Genomic DNA, 17,789 nt, shown 5'->3' with positions numbered 1-17,789 from the left:
TATTACTGCTACTTACGTTTTCTCATAAGGAAAGTGCTAAATAGCGCTCCTAGCATAAGAAACAAAGTGCTGGGTGCAGGAACCTGGGTTGGGTCAGGTACGAATACAGTAACCGCATTTTGGTTCATATTAATAACACCAGAACCATCGAACGTTAAACCAGTCACAAACGCATCAGGCGTTGGTTCAAGCATATTCGAAACATCAATTCCCATTATTCTGAAGCGGTCTACGGGTGAAGTGAAGTCGTACTCTACGCCTCCAGTAATATCTGTACCTGTATCTAGCCAATCCATAAGGCCATTATCCCAAAGGAATAAGTCAAACATGTTGTCATCATAACCTTCTGGCAAAAGGACTGACGCGATATTTGGGCCACTATTTACGATATAATCATAGCCTACGGCTACATCAGGGTCGATGAAAACAAGCTCGTCTGGATCATCGATAGAAAATTCAAATTCATAATCCGTCGGTGTTTCTGGGTTAACAATTGGTAGAATCGGATTTTCTGGATTATTACCCGGTAGCACGCCGTCGCGAATAGCAAATTTCCAAATACCTGGCGTGCCAGTATTGCTGTTACTTTCGTCTATATCAGCAATAGCGGCAGTTCGAGAACCAGGTACGGTAAAAAAGTTTTCCCCATCGCCGGCGTCATATCCCGCCTGAGCTGGGATACCACCTGATGCACTGCCTGAAGTCCAGCCGATATCTTCATATCTAAACTCAACGTCAAAATTGCCTGCGCCCGTGTCTTCCCTGTCAATCAACACTAACTGAAACGTGTTGGTCGGATCACTATTTTGATTGTAGTAACCAACGTCATTCCAGGTTACCACCAGGGTATCTTCATTAGGAGAGCCGATAAATACGTCACCACATTCTGCGCAGCGTGTATCCACATCCCCCCAAAATGGCGCAATCATTGGCTGATTACTGTTTGGAAAAGGATTTGGTGTAAAAGAACTTACTCTACCATTGAAGGTAATGTTACCGTTATTATTGATAAAAAACCTGTCGTAGGTCGTTCCGAAAAAATTTAAACCGCTATTGAATGCTAAAGCCTCATAGGAATCAAAAATGATGGGTCCAGAGGAGCCATCATCATTGCTTTCCATTGCCAAAAAACCAAACCCGCTTTCAGTAGAACCTTCCCAACCTGAGAGGAGCACGGAGGCATTAGCGCTAGTGCTTGAGATAGAAAAGGCTAATGCTGCGCTTGCCAACAGGGTAAGTGAAAAACGCGAAGATTTTTTCATATATACTTCCTTGTAAATAGTGTTAATAAGAATTTTTCTGTTAGTAAAAATGCTTTAGCAAGGTACGAGCCAAAAATAATTACCTTTTATTTTCAATGACATAAAATACGATATCAATTTCCGTTAACATTCATGTAAAGAAAGCTGACGTCCCTGTTTTATATCTCTTTTCCTTCTATGACTATCGCTTATACATGGCGGGGGCGCCTTTGACTGGTGTGCTAGCTTGAATAAACTCACGTAAGTCTTGGTTTGACTGTTTTAAGTCATCGCGACGCAAGTACATCATGTGCCCGCTGCGATACCCTTTAAAGCTAAGGCGGTCTTTTAGGTTGCCACTTTGATCAAGTTGCCACATGGTGTATTTGGCGTCAAAGTAGTTAGTTGCGCCATCGTAATACCCAGCTTGAATCATCACATTCAGATAAGGATTTTGCGCCATTGCCAAACGCAAGTTCTCTCCAGTTTGGTTGTTGCTTCTATCCCAAGGATGCACGTTGCCAAACATATTATATTTAATATCGGTTTTGTAATTTAATTCTTCGCGAAGGTAGTAATTAATGGCTGGTGTGAATGAATGCAACCATGACGTTAGCTCTGCCCAATAATCAGGGCGATCGCCACTTTGCTTCGCGTCTATACCTAAATAGCGGCTATCCAAGCGGCCTAAGGTCTTCCCTTCATCTCGCAATAAATCTTTCCAGAAAAAAGCAGTGCTTACGTCTAAGTTGTTTTGAGCAATTGACGTTTCACTTAACCCTGAGTAGCGCGCCATTTGTTTAAGCACAGCACGCTTTTCCGCTTCGCCGATGAAGCCGCCTTTAGCCAACGCAGGAATGAGTTTATTGATGGTAAAGTCTTCGACTTCAGGAAGTAATTCAGTAAGATCTTTGTTCTGAAGTTCAGGCTCAAGTTTATTGTGATACCAGGCGGCAGCCGCAAAATATGGCAAGCGATTAGCGGCTTTTACAGGCCCATTGCGCTCAATACCGATGTCGGTTGGCGACACCAAAACAACGCCGTTTAAATACATCCATTGCCTATTTTGAAGCTCCAGAGCAAGACCCGAAACACGCGTAGTACCGTAACTTTCACCAATTAAATATTTAGGAGAGCGCCAGCGATTATTGCGTGTTACAAAGGTATTCACCCAATCCGCTAAATAGCTAATATCGGCGTTAACGCCAAAGAACATTTTTTGTTGTTCGTCTTGCGACGGCATACTGCCATCGGCTTTTGGTAGTACGCGGCTGTACCCTGTGTTTACCGGGTTTACAAATACGATGTCTGCCACATCTAAAATGGAATAAGGGTTAGTTTGAACACCATAGGGCTGAACAGGATAACCCTCATCATCAATATTAAGAATACGAGGGCCAGTGTACGCTACGTGCATCCATACTGAGGCAGATCCAGGGCCACCATTAAAGGAAATAATAAGCGGGCGCTCCGTATTCTCCTTAACGTCAGTTCGCTGATAGTACGTGTAGAATAAAGTAGCAACCGCTTCGTCTTTACTGTTCCATGCAGGTTGCGTACCTGTAGTAGCACTGTATTTCACGCGCTTGCCAAGAATTTTAGTTTCGTGTTCTGTCACTACACTGCTATCAATTTTCATAGCGCGAGCGTGTGCTGAGGGGCTTTTCTCATCTTCAGAAGCACTCGCATTTAAACTTACAAAAGCAAGCATAGCGGCCATTAGCCAAGGCAGCGCTTTATGTTTGTTATCACCGTGGCGAAATGACACAAGTGATGTTACTAGGTTTAAGGCTTGTTTATTCATCGTTACTCTTGTCTTTGTGTGTCGTTAGTTTTATCGTTTTTGTATTCTTAGAGCCTGCCAACCTGTCACTTATACAGATGAGCAACACGCTCTAGTTAGACTATATCGCTGTTTGTACGACGGCTTAGCAATCAACGACAAAACCACCAATTTCTTCGATACATTTCTGTAACACGGGCTACGTTTTATCAATATTTTCAGGGCCGTTATCGTTTATATGTGCAATGAGGTCAGGGAAAAACGCTAAAAACCTCGCCTCTATTTCCTTTTGGTGTTTGCCTATATCGTCTACAGCATAATGAAAAGTATTGGGAAAACGAATGCGTTTGGCGACAACAGAAATCGCTTTGGCTATGCCTTCTTCTTCAGCATAATCCTCAAACCAATCATGGGTTATCATATGCCCTACACTGTGCTGCATCGTTCTTGGCATGGTAGGCAACCGCTGTTCTAACAAAGCGAAGCTTTGCTCGCGAAAATCATCGAAACGTTGAGTTGAAAATTTTGTCCAGTGTTTAATGAGTAGATGATCGAAATAGATATCCAATGCTACAGGGGCAAAGCGCCGGCGACTTTTATCGAATAGCATCTTTGCAGCTAGAACGCTCTCGTGACTATCGGTGAATCGATCGACTTCGTAGTGATTTTTAAGGCCTAGCTGAACTGCGTTTCCAAATCTGTTGATATCAACACCTCGCCTAAAATCTCCCAATAAGTTACCAAAATGAGAATCTGCGGTTGGTCGTGCCAAGAAAAGGTGAGCTAGGTAGTTCATTTTGTAATTTAACGGCCTCTTTTTTAAGTTGTAAGGGCTTGTAGGTATCAAGTAAAATCACGCCTCGATCAGAAACTTTGAATGTGGGCTCGCCGAAACATAGATTGCCAGATGCCAAATTCAAATGTTACTGAAACATCGTAGCACTTAAAATTGAGTTTCAACATGTCTGTAATTTCCACTTCTGAAGTCACTTCACTACTTACTCCAGTTAACGCTTTTTTGCACTGCGAGACCCCACAGTCGTGGATAGACGAAGCCCAAAAAGAAGAAAACCTTCGCGTTATCCTTACCGATCACTTAATCTGCGAATTGAAAGCGGCTCAGTCAGCCATGTACTTGCTTCGCCGCTACGTTGCTGATGAGGAAACAAGTAAAGTGCTTTTGGGCTGGTTAAAACCCTATGAGGACTTTACTTATAGACATGAAGGCGATTGGCAGTCGCTTAACACTAAACACCTTTCAAAAAGTGTTTTTAACGTTGAAGGGCTTGAGCCTTTCAAAAAAGATATGCTGGATAAAATGGTGATGCTGATAAAAGAAGAGCTCCATCATTATTATCAAGTGCTAGAGATTATGCACGAACTGGGCTTTGAATATAAATCGGTAACGTCTAGCCGTTACGCCAATGGCTTACTACGTCACGTACGCACCTATGAGCCTGAAAAGCTTGTCGATAAGCTTATTTGTGGCGCCTATATTGAAGCCCGTTCTTGCGAACGCTTTGCGAAGCTCGCTCCTTTTGTGTCTGAAGATTTAGGCAAGTTTTACATTTCCCTATTGCGCTCTGAAGCCAGACACTTTGAAGATTACCTCACGCTTGCTGGACAAATATCCGACACGGATATAACTGAACGTGTAGCTCACTTCGGTCACGTTGAAAAATCGTTGATAGAAAGTGACGACAAAGAGCTTCGTTTCCACTCTGGAGCGCCGAATATCAACTAGCTATTTAGAGGTGTTCATAAATTAAACTATTTATATTGACGCCTCTGACTTTCTGCTGCACACTGAATTTGTAAACGTATTGTTAATGGCAGTTCTTTAGCGCTTGCCGCTGTGTCCGAGTTTATTTGTATTCTCGGCTAATTCGTGTGTTTTTACTGCCTCACAACAATCTTCTAATAATAATGTTGGTGAACAAGGCAGGACCTTATGATTTTAAATCACTTAATTGGTATTTACACTCATCCAAGAGAAGAGTGGCAAACCATTGATACCAAGCACGAAACCTATTTTTACGCGCTTACTCATATCGCGTTTATAGCACTCATTCCCTCACTTGTAGCTTACTATTCCAGTGCCCACACCGGCTGGAGTATTGGTGCGGGTGACATCATACGACTTAGCGAAAATACCGCCATCATGATGGGCATAGGTATGTATTTTGGCTTGATAGCCGGAGTAGTAGCACTAGCGGTACTTATTCATGAACTCGCTAAAGCTTTCGATGCTACGCCAACTTACACGCAATCGTTAGAGTTAGCAGCTTATACAGCCACTCCACTGTTTATGGTGGGTTTTGCGGGTCTATATCCTGAACTATGGGTAGTGATGACAGCTTTGTTGGTCGGCATAAGCTACTCGGTATACCTACTTTACTCCGGCGTTCCAATTTTAATGCATATGCCAGAAGATAAAGGCTTTATTTATTCAAGTTCAGTGGTGACATGCGGTCTGGTGTTACTGGTTATCCTAATGACAGGTTCAGTATTGGTATGGGGGCTTACTGGTGGGCCAGTATTCGTTCACTAGCGTCTTCTTAAAAGATTAAACCATTGAAAAAGCCGCTTCTTAAAGCGGCTTTTTTGTGAACACGTTGCTTATCTAAAAGCTAATGCCGTACTAACTAATCAGCGGCATCCATGTTGTGCACATCAAGATTACTTAGCTCCGCCTGTACCACCGGCGCTTTCCTCGACTGTTCACCGCGAGACAAGTCGATACGTTCGAGATACGCTTGATCGATGTCTGCAGTAATATAATTTCCATCAAAAACGGACGTTTCAAAACGCTGAATGGTTTCGTTTTCTTCGCGAACTGCATCTACTAAATCAGAGATATCTTGGAAGATAAGGCCATCCGCTTGAATAAGCTCTGCTATCTGATCGATTTCACGGCCATAAGCAATAAGCTCATTAGCCGATGGCATATCGATGCCGTAAACATTCGGGAAGCGAATTTCCGGCGCGGCTGACGCAAAGTACACTTTCTTCGCGCCTGACTCTCGAGCCATTTCGATAATTTGACCTGATGTGGTACCACGTACGATTGAGTCATCAACAAGTAATACGCTCTTGCCTCTGAACTCAGATGAAATTGCATTAAGCTTGCGGCGTACAGACTTCTTGCGCATGGTTTGGCCGGGCATAATAAAGGTACGGCCAATGTAGCGGTTCTTAACAAAACCTTGTCTGTATGGCAATTCAAGGGTGTTGGCTATTTTAAGCGCTACGTCCATGGATGTTTCAGGAATAGGAATAACCACGTCAATGTCGAGGTCAGCCCATTCCCGTTTGATTTTTTCACCCAGTTTACGGCCCATGTTTACGCGCGACGCGTACACTGAAATACCGTCGATAAAACTGTCTGGGCGAGCAAAATAAACAAACTCGAATATGCACGGCGAAGTTACCGGGTTTTCAGCACACTGTCTGGTGTGAAGCTGACCTTCTTCAGTAATAAATACCGCTTCACCTGGCATGACATCTCGAACAAACTGGAAGCCTACCGCATCAAGCGCTACGCTTTCGGAAGCTACCATCCATTCTTCACCTAGCTCGCTCATACGCTTACCTAGCGCTAACGGGCGAATACCGTGAGGGTCACGAAACGCAACGATACCCTGGCCGATAATGGCTGCGACTACTGCATAGGCACCACGAATTTTTTTGTGAACCTTTGTTACGACTTCAAAAATATGTTCAGCACTTACACTTAAACCCGCAACTTGCTGCAGTTCATGAGCAAGAATGTTAAGAAGTAATTCAGAGTCTGAGGTAGTGTTAATGTGACGGCGAGCAATGCGGAATACTTCTTCTTGCAACTCGTGGGCATTGGTTAGGTTGCCGTTATGAGCAAAGGCAATACCGAACGGTGAGTTCACATAGAATGGTTGCGCTTCTGCCGAACTAGACGTCCCAGCCGTTGGATAACGCACGTGACCGATACCCATATTGCCTGACAATCTCTTCATATGGCGTGTATGGAAAACATCTCGAACCAAACCATTTGCTTTGCGCAAATTAAACATATTTTGGTCGATAGTCATTATGCCTGCGGCATCTTGTCCTCGGTGCTGAATAACCGTCAGACCGTCGTACAGCGACTGAGCTACGGGCGTTTTACCAACTATTCCGACTATACCACACATGTGCGTTACCTATTTCAAGCGGGATTTAAGAAACTGGAGGAGTCTTTCACATAGCTGAAAAACCACTCAATGATGACACCAAACTCGGGAATGAGCACCGACGCTTGCCACCATGCTGCTGAGGCTGCGCGAGTAAAGGTATCCATAAAAAAGAGCAATGCGCTAACTATCAAAACGCCACGCAATGCACCAAAAACTATTCCTAAGACTCGATCGGTACCTGAAAGGCCTGTGGCCTGCACTAACTGGCTTATGGCGTAATTGATCATGCCACCGAGAATAAGTGTTGCGACAAAAAGCGCGGCAATGGCGGCGCCATTTTTTAAATAAGGGTCGTCAATGGCTGTAAAATAGATTGCGAGGTCTGCGTAGAAATTGCTTGAAATAAAGAGTGCAGCAAACCATACCACTAACGAGATGGCTTCTTTAACAAACCCTCTGATTAGGCTTATTAAGGTAGATACCGCAATGATACCCAGTATGGAAAAGTCTACCCAGTTCATCGTCTCTTTATTGCGTTGATGTTGCTTTTTGTCTTGAAGCAACGAGCCTTTGGCGAGATGGCGCGCATTCTAACAGAAGATAGAAATATTACTAGTCTGTAATACGAATCAATAAAGGTAAGAATACGCACTACTCTACTTTGAACGTTGTAACTTTGCCTTTAAGACCCGTGAGCTCTTTTAGATGAGGCAGTGCCGACTCTAGCTTGTTTTTATCTAAATCAGGACCAACAAAAACTTTATTAAGCGGCCCAGAGCTCGTCTGAATTTTACGGCTAAAGGCTCTGTAACCTGCCCTTTCGAGTTTGGCTAACAGCGCTTTGACATTTTTCTCGTGACGAAAGCTTCCAAGCTGAATAACCCAACCTGCATCGTCATCTGCCGCCGCGCCTTTGTTATCAATCACAGTTTGACTGGCAAGGTTATCTTGCTCTTCGAAAACTTTTTCTTTTGGCGCCTGAGTAACGCTAGCGCCAGAGTCCTCATCACGTGACGTCACCATAGGCTCATCGTCTATGGCGGTTTCATCTTCTATTTCAACCGCAGGAACTGCCGCTTTTGCCACTCGCTCCGATGGAAATGGCTCGGGCTCTACAATAGGCTTCTTTGGTGGATTAGCGGGTACAGAAACAAATGGTTCTCTGTTAGTTTGCTTTTTGCCATCAAGAAAGTCTGGTAAAAAAATGACCGCTAGGGCAACGACAATGATCGTACCCACCAGTCTATTCTTTAATGCCGATGTCACTGTGCTCTCCTGCTTGAATACACGTTTTTCTCTACAATGCGCGTGTTAGTTATGCTCAGCAAGCACGTCTGCTACGGTAACGAAAGAACCAAAAACGAGAATAAGTTCGCCAGTTTGATAATCTGCAAGCGCGCGCTGATATGCCGAGGTTACGTTTTTAAACGTCTTTATATTCTCTATGGTTGTACCAGCATTAACAAGTGCATTTTCAAGTACTTCTGCATTGCAGCCTCGAGGGCCGCTTGTTGACGATACATACCAATCAGCATTAAGCGCAGAGAGTGGCGCTAAGGTTTCTGCAATTGACTTATCTTTAAGCATACCCACGACGATACGCATTCTGCTTACATCATAACGATTTAGCCAGTTCTGCATGGCCGTCGTTGCCTGCGGGTTGTGGGCAACATCCACCACAACGAGAGGCGACTCACTGATCGTCTGCTGACGACCTGGCATCGTGGTATTTTCAATAATGTTTCTTACCACACTTTCTTCGGGTAGCAAGTCTAGCAATTCTAGCGCAGCCAACGCTGTACTCGCATTTTGAAGTGGAATTTTAGGATAAGGTAGCGAGGCGTAGCTACTACTCTTTCCTTTCCAACTCCACTCACTGTAATCACTTGCCACTTCAGTTACAAAGTCTTGTGTTGCCCAGCGTACGTTCGCTTGCAATTCATTAGCCACATCATAAAGCGACGATGGAGGGAACAGTTCACCCACTACTGCACTGCCGTTTTTGCGCATAATGCCCGCTTTTTCGCGAGCGATTTTTTCTCGGGTATTGCCAAGCCAATCCTGATGGTCAAGGTCGATTGTGGTAATAACGGCGAGATTGGGATCAATAATGTTAGTGGCGTCCAAACGCCCACCTAAGCCAACTTCAAGAATCACCACATCTACAGCCCATAACTGCATCATTTTCATTGCAGCCAGCGTACCGAACTCAAAGTAAGTCAAGGTGATAGGCTCACCACCCGTGTCCTTTCGCGCGTTTTCAACAAACTCAAAAGCATCTACAAATTCATTGGCAGGCGGTAACTCGCCGTTGTAACGCACCCGTTCACGGTAATCGATTAAATGTGGTGAGCTGTACACTGCAACACTTTTGCCTTGCGATAGCATGGCTTGCTCAAGCAAGCGACACGTGGTGCCTTTACCATTTGTGCCTGCTACGGTAATAACCAGCGATTGGCTAAGCGATAGTGCCATGGCATTGGCAACCGCTTTCACTCTGTCTAGCCCCATATCGATGGCGCTAGGATGAATTGATTCTAGGTAGGATAGCCACTGGCTCAAGCTTTTTTGCGTAGTTGAGGACGCAGAAGCGTCTTGTGCGTTTTGCGCTGAGCCAGTATTTAAATTGTTTTCGTTATTCACTAATTTTTATGATGCAACTTAACCAACAGGCTGTGTAATCTATCACGCATATCTCTGCGGTCAACAATCATATCAATTGCGCCTTTCTCAACAAGGAATTCACTGCGCTGGAAACCCTCAGGCAGCTTTTCTCTTACTGTTTGTTCGATAACACGAGGACCCGCAAAACCGATAAGCGCTTTCGGCTCTGCCACATTCACGTCACCAAGCATTGCCAGACTTGCAGATACACCACCCATTGTAGGGTCGGTAAGCACGCTGATGTAAGGCAGGCCTTTTTTGCTCATTTTAGCCAGAGCTGCAGATGTTTTAGCCATTTGCATCAATGACATGAGCGCTTCTTGCATACGCGCTCCGCCACTTGCACTAAAACAAATAAGAGGCATGTCGTTTTCTAAGCATGCGTTAACAGCCGCAACGAAACGTGCACCTACCACCGATGCCATTGAACCGCCCATAAACGCAAACTCAAAACAAGCGACTACCACAGGCATGCCTTTCAGCTTACCCTGCATTACCACTAATGCATCTTTCTCGTTTGTCGCCTTTTGTGCAGCAACGATACGGTCTTTATAGCGCTTAGAATCTTTAAACTTGAGTACGTCTTGAGGTTCATGCTCGGCACCCAATTCTACGCGTTCGCCATCGTCTAAAAACGCGTCGATACGTCGGCGTGCGGTAATACGCATGTGATGGTCACACTTAGGGCAAACTTCCTGAAGTTTTTCCAGTTCGCTTTTGTACAACACAGCTTGGCAAGAACCACATTTTGTCCAAATACCTTCAGGGACATTACCTTTGTGCGATGTTTGCGTGCGCGGAAGAATTTTTTGAATCCAGCTCATGGAAATTGAATCCTTTGTTTTTGTTTGCCGACCATGACGATTAATATTTGTTCATACTTGAGGCCAACAACACATTAAATTTTTAAGTTTCATGCTGTATTACAAAGAAAAAATACGTAATACACCAGAACAGCTAACTAATATAGCGCGCTATTAGACCACAATACAACGAAATGGAAAAAACAAAACTGGTCTTAGAAGTTGGCAGTCGGAATTAGTAGCGCTACCCTCAGTTATTTCTGTATTTAAATTAGTACCTAAAGGTATTAATGAGCACTGGCTTAACTAGACGTTTCTAGCATTTGACCTTGGGAAACTGGTTAACACCCGAGTGGCGCTCGAGGGATAATTGCCTCTGGCCGCTTTCTACGAAATGTTTGAGTGCGATATCAATTTTATCTTTGAGAGAAGTCAAATCAGAACGAATAACAAACACTAAACTCACCTGACTGATAACATTAGGCGATTGATAAAACGCTGTGGAACAGAAGGTCTCATTAAACATGACTGAACGGGCATTGTGTTCATTCAATATCGCGAAGTCACAGCGTCCTCGCGATAGCATCATAGTCATTGTAAATTGGCTACTTGAATCAACTCTGCCAATATTATTTTCTTCCCTGTCAAAATACTCGGTCAAGACAGGATAAACAAAACCGTATCGTGTACAGATGCTCGAGGATACGTTCTCTTCTAAAACAAATGGCCCTTCGAAATTTGTGGTCGAGTAGATATAACTATTATGCGCTATCAATTCCTCACTAAAGAGAAATTCGTTCGGTTTACTCAACCAATTTGGAGATGACAAAAACACGTCTACCGAAGACGACGTTAATAAATCTTCGCTTCTGGCACGATTTGAGTCTAAGTAGACAACGGGAAACTGATTAGACATTTCCTCAGAATTGAAAAAGTCGACGACGATGCCTTGATAGCGCTTTGAGTTTTCATCGTAATATAAATAGGGAGGAGAGCCAGGAGTGTTGACAGCAAAGCGTATGCTGGGAACTTGAACTTGTGAATTAGCAAAGCTTTGAAATGTCGCTAGACACAAAAACGAGCAGAGTACTTTAGATAAAAAGTGAAAAATGGGCACGCTAACTCCTTGCATCACGTTGATTCCTTAACTACTGACCGGCAGCGCACTTCGCCTTACCATCAAAATGATGAGTGGGTATCGTCAAATTCGCTATCACCATATCAGTAAAACACTAAAAACCTAAATTTGATAAAAGATTACTGTGCTAGCTTCACACATTGTTTCAGCGTATTTGTTTATTTCAGTCTGGAAGAAACACTGGCCCTAAAGGCCCTTTTGGTAAGTCATGCTCCGCTGGATACGTAACGTCTACCAAATACAATCCATTTGGCTTAGCCGTTGCTGCTGACTTACTTCTGTCTTTTAAGCTTAGCAAGTGTGCAATCCAATTAACATCTTGCTCCCCTGCACCAATTTCAACAAGCGAACCGGTAATGTTGCGAACCATATGGTGCAAAAACGCATTGGCGCGAATATCAATAATAACGTAACGTCCTTGTCGGCTCACGCTCACATCGGTAACGTTTCGAAATGGCGTTTTACTCTGGCATAGCGCTGCGCGAAATGAGGTAAAATCTTGCTCTCCCAATAACGCCTGTGCAGCAAGATGCATTTTCTTTTCATCTAATTCACGATGAATGTGCGTTACACCCGAGTGCAGAATAGCAGGACGCATTTTTGCGTTGTGAATGACGTAACGATAGCGACGATGAGTAGCAGAAAAACGGGCGTGAAAGTCATCACTGACGTTTTTAGCCCAGGTAACAGCTACAGAATTAGGTAGGTTCGCATTTACACCGAGCGTCCATGCGCGTTCGGAGCGAGGAGCATCACAATCGAAGTGAACCACCTGCCCTGTGGCATGTACACCTGCATCGGTTCGCCCAGCACATTGCACCTCAATGGGTTGATTGGCCACTGTCGACAGTGCCTTTTCGAGATGTTCTTGAACACTGGGAACTTCGCGCTGGCGTTGCCAGCCGTAAACTGCCGCACCGTCGTATTCAATCCCTAAGGCAATTCGCCCCATTTACATTACCCCTTCGCTAAAAAGGCGCTAAGTTTAGTCATCCTGCGGGCAACATGCAATGCCACATATGCGTAAAAAACACTAACGGAATGACCAGTTACCGCGCAGTAACATAAACAAAAACAGCCTGCGTTAAAAAGGCAGGCTGTTTATCTATTTCAAAAAGCAACGCTCAAACGCTAAACGATTTTTGCTAGTATTGACTCAGCTTCCTGCTTTTGTTCTTCGCTACCTTCATTCATTACTTCTTCTAGCAACTCTCTTGCTGCCTCTGCATCATCCATTTCAATGTAAGCACGAGCTAGATCAAGGTTTGCGTTTTGGCCTGCATCTTTATCGATATCTATAACCGTATCATCATCAGAAACGCCGGTAAAATCAGATAAACTTACGTCAAGATCAAGCGCCTGACTGTCAGGATCAATAGCATTTGCATCGTCACCGTCATCTAAGAGCGATTCTACATCGAGGAAATCTTCTGACGCAGAGCTCGTCTCTCCTTCATCATCTGACTCTATGTCGCTCAACAATGCAGCAAGGTCAAGGTCAGGATTATCTAGTTTAAGTTCCTCACCGTTATCTTCAGCGGCAGGGTCGTCTACTACTGGCTCACTTTCCTCAATTTCAGATGGCGTGGCTATGTCTAGATCATCTGGAATCTCAAGCTCGTCTGACTCCTCAGCCCCTTCATCCTCATCTAACTCAAAAAGCTCGCTGTCATCACTTTGCTCAAGTTCGAATGTTTCATCTTCATCTTCGTCTTGTTCAGGCTCAAATGATGGCTCTGCATCATCTTCTTCGAGTTCGAATGTCTCTCCCGCATCTTCATCTTGCTCAAGTTCGAATGTTTCGTCATCTTGTTCAAGCTCAAGTGACGCTTCAGCATCCTCGTCTTGCTCAAGTTCGAACGTTTCGTCTTCACCGTCATCTTGTTCAAGATTAGCGGTTTCTTCTACTTCATCACTGGAAGCATTCTCTTCAACGCTAGTTTCTTTCAGAGAATCATGGTCATCTTCTGCATCGCTTACTAGTTCGCTAGAATCCATCACATCGTCAGACTCTAGGCTTTGCAGTAACTCATCGAATTCCGCACTGTCTAAATCGTCAAGAATTTCGTTGTCGTCAACAGTGTCATCATCATCAGAAGCAGAGAGCCAATCATCTAGTCCGGGCACATCGTCTAATTCTTCAAAATCTTTATTGGCACTTTTTTGAGAACTATCTTCTTCCGATGGTGCCTCATTTTCAGAAGACGTTTCTTGTTCTTCGTTGTCTTGACTGTCAATGACGCCATCAATTTCTTGTTCTAACTCGAAGCTTTCGATTTCGTCGAAAGCGTCATTCAGAAGACTGTCGTCATATTCATCATCACTGCGCGATTCTTCATTAGATAAAGACGCTTCAGAACCCGTTGAAGTGGTTTCATCTGTCGAATCTGTGTTCTCTTTTGATGTTTCTTCTGCTTGAAGTTCTTCATCCACACCCATTTGGCTAAACGATGGAATATCATCCATCATCTGCTTTTCAAACGCTTCAATAGCGTCATCAAGGGGATCTTCAGAAGTTAAAGCACTTTCGTTTGCCTCAGCGTTAGCGTCACTATCGTTTTCGTCTTCATCGGCAGGCGCTATTTCTGGTTCAGCCTCGGGCTCAAACCCTAGTTCAGCCTCAGGCTCTGGCAGTGAATCAACCTCGGCTTCAAGCTCAGGCTCTTCAATGGAATCAGGCTCTTGTTCTGCTTCAGTTCCAAGTTCAGCTTCAGGCTCTGCGTCAGACGTAACCTCTGCTTCTTCCATCTCAGAACCAAGTTCTGACTCCGGATCTATCTCGGCTTCGCTCTCAAGCTCGTCTTCATCTGCAGGCGCTATTTCTGATTCAGCCTCGGGCTCAAACTCTAGTTCAGCTTCAGGCTCTGGCAGTGAATCTATCTCGGCTTCAAGCTCAGGCTCTTCAATGGAATCAGGCTCTTGTTCTACTTCCGTTTCAAGCTCAGCTTCAGGCTCCGCGTCAGACGTAACCTCTGGTTCTTCCATCTCAGAACCAAATTCTGATTCTGGCTCTATCTCGTCTTCGCTTTTAACTTCGTCTTCATCGGTAGGCGCTATTTCTGATTCAGCCTCGGGCTCAAACTCTAGTTCAGCTTCAGGCTCTGGTAGTGAATCTACCTCGGCTTCAAGCTCGGGCTCTTCAATGGAGTCAGGCTCTTCTTCGATTTCTGTTCCAAGCTCAGCTTCAGGCTCCGCGTCAGACGTAACCTCTGCTTCTTCCATCTCAGAACCAAGTTCTGATTCCGGCTCTGATAAGTCTTCATCTCCCGACTCAATTTCTGCCTCTAATTCAGACAGTAACTCATCGGTTAACTGCTCTACGTCACTACTGCTTTTCGATTCTTCAGCTTCCAATTCAGCAAGTAGCTCGTCGGTTAAAGGATCACTGAAATCGTCTTCCTCTTCCTCGTCGACTCCACCAGAAATATCGTTATCCGTGTCTTCAAGGGAATCGGTCTCCGGACTAACTACAGGCTCACCTTCAAGCTCAGCTTCAAGCTCGGCAAGTAATTCGTCAGTGAAAGGGTCACCAAAATCTTCATCATCACTAGGCTCGGCTACCGATTCAGTCGAAGTATCTTCGTCTGCAAAATCGCTGTCGTCGTTCTCTTGTTCTGATTGTAATTCCGCTATAAGCTCGTCAGAGAGGGGATCGCTGAAGTCCGAATCAACCTCAATCTCTTCTTCAAGCAAATCGTCTAAATCATCAGTTATGGCGTCAAGGCTTTGAATTGACTGAGGTGACGGCGCTGATGTTGTTATCTCATCTTCAAAGTCATCATCATCTTCTTCTTCGCCTAATCCACCCATCATTTCTATTTGTTCAATTTCGTTGAGCAGATCGTCGGTGATTTTATCGATTTCTTTGTTTTGCTGATTAATCTCGTCATCGAGCTTACTCAACATATCTTCATTAATGAGTTCATCGTTACCGTCTAACTCATCGGTAAGACCGGCATCAACACCATGCTCTTCCAACAAATCATCAATGCTAATCTCGGGCTTTTCGTCCTCATCCTCAATCGTAGGGAGCGACGGTGAGATTTCACTTGGCTCAGCGTCATCAGTAAGCTCTTCTACAGAACTGGCAAGCAACGCGTCTATGTCGTCCTCATCAACATTTTCAGATTCAGAGGTACCATTAACCTCGTTTAAGATATCGTCAGGGTTAATTTCCTCTGTCTCATCTATCTCAGCTTTGCTTTCCTCATCAGCGCCTTGACTTTGAACATCATCGAGTAAATCATCAATATCGAAATCATCATCGTCACCTGCGTCTTCAGCACTCGCTGAATCTGACGCCTGCTCGCTATCGCTATCACCACTCTCTTCAAAAACATCGTCGTCGCCCGATAAGTCGAAACCTTCCAGGTCATCCGCGTCATTTTCGTTTAGCACCTTGTCTGATAAGTCATCGTCATCAAATAAACTGTCAAGCTCACTTTGGTCAAGCTCATCATCACCAGCTTCAAACAAGTCGTCATCATTATCTGGCACTAGCATATCGTCTTCTAGGTCTGCAAAGGACTCAAGCTCGTCATCTAAGCTCTCCTCTAAGTCAGAGGTAAGTACGTCGTCTAGAAGGTCATCGTCATTGAATAAGTCGTCGTCAGATAATTCTGCTTTTTCATCTAAATCTGGCGCTAGGGCACTTGAAAGGTCGCCAATATCAGCATCAGGTACAGGTATATCATCATCGTTAGCCGTTATTGTGGGGCCTGCTGTGGGCGCCTCTTCAGGTTTGCTGTTGCGTTTAAGCAACCACATGATCAAACCGCCAACGAGTAACAACGACAAAAATGCAGAGCCAATAATAAGACTCAGAGGGCTTGTTAACGTGGTCAAGAACGATGATTGCTTTTCTGCTTCACGCTGAGCTTGCTCAGCCTTGATCATATCTAGCAACTCTTGCTGAAGCGCTACTTGCATATCAAGCTGTGCTTTTACGTCACCTTCAACTTGCCCTCTTAACGTTTCTAGCTCGCCATTGACTGCTTCAACGCGTTCATACAAACGTCTATTTTCATTAAGAATGGCTTCTACATTTTCAAGAGATGCAGCAAACTGCATGCGCAGTTCATCAAACTGACGATTTTGCTCCTGATCTAAACGGGTGATCTTTTGTTCGATGTCGGTTTGAGTTTGGGTGAGGTCTTGCTGGTTAACCAACGGAGAAGCCGGTTTGATGTTCCTTACGCTGCTGCCAGGCTTGTTAAGCATATCAGCAAATGCTCTTTCGTCCTGCTCAGCGCGCATTTGGGCTTTTTGCTTATCAATTCTTGCAATGTAGCGCTCTGAAGGCAGCTTAAGCACCGCGCCATCGACCAATAGATTTAAATTACCGTTTTCAAATGCGTTAGGATTGAGCTCGTAGATGGCTGTCATAACCTGATATACACTCAGGTTATTATTCTGACGGTAGCGTTCCGCTATTCGCCAAAGTGTGTCGTTGGCATCAATAGGGCCATATTCCAGCCCGGAAAACTGATCGGTAGCGTCTTTTGGACCTTTTAAGAAGGTAGCGCGTTCTTGTGCATCTACTGTAGTTACAGGGCAAGACAAACAAAGTGTGAGTAAAAGTAAGCCCGTCAAATGCAATTTCATAGCAATCCTATATGCCCTCAAGCGTCTTGACCACCCGTATGTTTGGGCGGATTTTCTAGCCAATCAGTACGGAAGAAAACATTGGCTTTTATTTTTATTCTAAAGCTACCTTGAAACCATCTCGTCAAGCTAGCGTTTTGCAGTTATTGCGACCTTAGCAGTAAGATTTATTTGCGCTTTTTTAATGTTCTTACATTTTGTCTAAGTGTCTGACTGACGATTGTTTTTAACGTTTATTTATTCCTAACCTTACAAACTATAAACCAGTTATGAAGGGTGATCTAGTTAGACAGAAGTATTGCCCTGTAACAATGTTTAAATTTTCCCAATTCACTGTCGTTTTGTTACGTCAAAATCCGACCTTTCGTTAACTATCGGCAAGCACAGAAAAATGTTTACCTTTTC

General features: G+C 44.2%; 13 protein-coding genes. 2 read left to right on the top strand and 11 right to left on the bottom strand.

What is annotated here, in order from left to right; genetic code table 11:
- Positions 1 to 8: 8 nt before the first annotated feature.
- The 3 genes from C6Y39_RS00630 to C6Y39_RS00620 form a co-directional block, all read right to left on the bottom strand.
- Positions 9 to 1,262: a nidogen-like domain-containing protein gene (locus tag C6Y39_RS00630; RefSeq protein ID WP_105929395.1), complete on the bottom strand. Its 1,254-nt coding sequence runs from the start codon at positions 1,260 to 1,262 to the stop codon at positions 9 to 11.
- 181 nt (positions 1,263 to 1,443) lie between these two features.
- Entirely contained in the window at positions 1,444 to 2,961 is a 1,518-nt protein-coding gene (locus C6Y39_RS00625) for a S10 family peptidase (protein ID WP_167390598.1), read from the bottom strand.
- Positions 2,962 to 3,223: 262 nt separating this feature from the next.
- Positions 3,224 to 3,820 carry an acyl carrier protein phosphodiesterase gene (locus tag C6Y39_RS00620; protein WP_105929393.1) on the bottom strand — a complete coding sequence of 199 codons (597 nt, stop codon included), beginning with the start codon at positions 3,818 to 3,820 and terminating at the stop codon, positions 3,224 to 3,226.
- Positions 3,821 to 3,985: 165 nt separating this feature from the next.
- Here C6Y39_RS00620 and miaE point away from each other — a divergent pair, with 165 nt between their 5' ends.
- Both miaE and C6Y39_RS00610 read left to right on the top strand, forming a co-directional pair.
- Complete coding sequence (gene miaE, locus C6Y39_RS00615; RefSeq protein ID WP_105929392.1) at positions 3,986 to 4,768, top strand: tRNA isopentenyl-2-thiomethyl-A-37 hydroxylase MiaE; 783 nt, start codon at positions 3,986 to 3,988, stop codon at positions 4,766 to 4,768.
- A gap of 207 nt (positions 4,769 to 4,975) precedes the next feature.
- Positions 4,976 to 5,575 (top strand): Yip1 family protein, encoded by a 600-nt coding sequence (locus tag C6Y39_RS00610; RefSeq protein ID WP_105929391.1) that lies wholly within the window; start codon positions 4,976 to 4,978, stop codon positions 5,573 to 5,575.
- Between the two features lie 94 nt (positions 5,576 to 5,669).
- Here C6Y39_RS00610 and purF read toward each other — a convergent pair whose 3' ends face one another.
- The 8 genes from purF to C6Y39_RS00570 all read right to left on the bottom strand — a co-directional run bounded on the left by purF (position 5,670) and on the right by C6Y39_RS00570 (position 17,384).
- Positions 5,670 to 7,193 carry an amidophosphoribosyltransferase gene (gene purF, locus C6Y39_RS00605; protein WP_105929390.1) on the bottom strand — a complete coding sequence of 508 codons (1,524 nt, stop codon included), beginning with the start codon at positions 7,191 to 7,193 and terminating at the stop codon, positions 5,670 to 5,672.
- Positions 7,194 to 7,207: 14 nt separating this feature from the next.
- Positions 7,208 to 7,696 carry a CvpA family protein gene (locus C6Y39_RS00600; protein WP_105929389.1) on the bottom strand — a complete coding sequence of 163 codons (489 nt, stop codon included), beginning with the start codon at positions 7,694 to 7,696 and terminating at the stop codon, positions 7,208 to 7,210.
- A gap of 130 nt (positions 7,697 to 7,826) precedes the next feature.
- Positions 7,827 to 8,441 (bottom strand): SPOR domain-containing protein, encoded by a 615-nt coding sequence (locus C6Y39_RS00595; protein ID WP_105929388.1) that lies wholly within the window; start codon positions 8,439 to 8,441, stop codon positions 7,827 to 7,829.
- Positions 8,442 to 8,486: 45 nt separating this feature from the next.
- Positions 8,487 to 9,818: a bifunctional tetrahydrofolate synthase/dihydrofolate synthase gene (gene folC / locus C6Y39_RS00590; RefSeq protein ID WP_105929387.1), complete on the bottom strand. Its 1,332-nt coding sequence runs from the start codon at positions 9,816 to 9,818 to the stop codon at positions 8,487 to 8,489.
- Positions 9,818 to 10,663, bottom strand: a complete 846-nt coding sequence (gene accD, locus C6Y39_RS00585) for an acetyl-CoA carboxylase, carboxyltransferase subunit beta (protein WP_105929386.1) — start codon at positions 10,661 to 10,663, stop codon at positions 9,818 to 9,820. Before accD ends, folC begins: the two co-directional genes overlap by 1 nt.
- A 295-nt stretch (positions 10,664 to 10,958) precedes the next feature.
- On the bottom strand, positions 10,959 to 11,777 hold the full coding sequence (locus C6Y39_RS00580; protein ID WP_146128583.1) for a substrate-binding periplasmic protein: 819 nt from the start codon (positions 11,775 to 11,777) through the stop codon (positions 10,959 to 10,961).
- Between the two features lie 166 nt (positions 11,778 to 11,943).
- A complete protein-coding gene (gene truA, locus C6Y39_RS00575) occupies positions 11,944 to 12,732 on the bottom strand; it encodes a tRNA pseudouridine(38-40) synthase TruA (RefSeq protein ID WP_105929384.1) in 789 nt (262 codons plus the stop codon).
- Positions 12,733 to 12,911: 179 nt separating this feature from the next.
- Entirely contained in the window at positions 12,912 to 17,384 is a 4,473-nt protein-coding gene (locus C6Y39_RS00570; protein WP_105929383.1) for a FimV/HubP family polar landmark protein, read from the bottom strand.
- Positions 17,385 to 17,789: the final 405 nt, after the last annotated feature.

It is taken from the genome of Alteromonas gracilis (assembly GCF_002993325.1).
In the GTDB taxonomy this organism is placed as follows: domain Bacteria; phylum Pseudomonadota; class Gammaproteobacteria; order Enterobacterales; family Alteromonadaceae; genus Alteromonas; species Alteromonas gracilis.
This window is presented reverse-complemented; position numbering and strand designations above follow the sequence as displayed.

Excerpts from the sequence above, each read along its gene's own strand:
- C6Y39_RS00610 (WP_105929391.1), top strand. The coding sequence starts at position 4,976 with ATGATTTTAAATCACTTAATTGGTATTTACACTCATCCAAGAGAAGAG.
- accD (WP_105929386.1), bottom strand. The coding sequence starts at position 10,663 with ATGAGCTGGATTCAAAAAATTCTTCCGCGCACGCAAACATCGCACAAA.
- miaE (WP_105929392.1), top strand. The coding sequence starts at position 3,986 with ATGTCTGTAATTTCCACTTCTGAAGTCACTTCACTACTTACTCCAGTT.
- C6Y39_RS00570 (WP_105929383.1), bottom strand. The coding sequence starts at position 17,384 with ATGAAATTGCATTTGACGGGCTTACTTTTACTCACACTTTGTTTGTCT.
- C6Y39_RS00600 (WP_105929389.1), bottom strand. The coding sequence starts at position 7,696 with ATGAACTGGGTAGACTTTTCCATACTGGGTATCATTGCGGTATCTACC.
- C6Y39_RS00630 (WP_105929395.1), bottom strand. The coding sequence starts at position 1,262 with ATGAAAAAATCTTCGCGTTTTTCACTTACCCTGTTGGCAAGCGCAGCA.
- truA (WP_105929384.1), bottom strand. The coding sequence starts at position 12,732 with ATGGGGCGAATTGCCTTAGGGATTGAATACGACGGTGCGGCAGTTTAC.
- C6Y39_RS00620 (WP_105929393.1), bottom strand. The coding sequence starts at position 3,820 with ATGAACTACCTAGCTCACCTTTTCTTGGCACGACCAACCGCAGATTCT.
- C6Y39_RS00625 (WP_167390598.1), bottom strand. The coding sequence starts at position 2,961 with ATGGCCGCTATGCTTGCTTTTGTAAGTTTAAATGCGAGTGCTTCTGAA.
- purF (WP_105929390.1), bottom strand. The coding sequence starts at position 7,193 with ATGTGTGGTATAGTCGGAATAGTTGGTAAAACGCCCGTAGCTCAGTCG.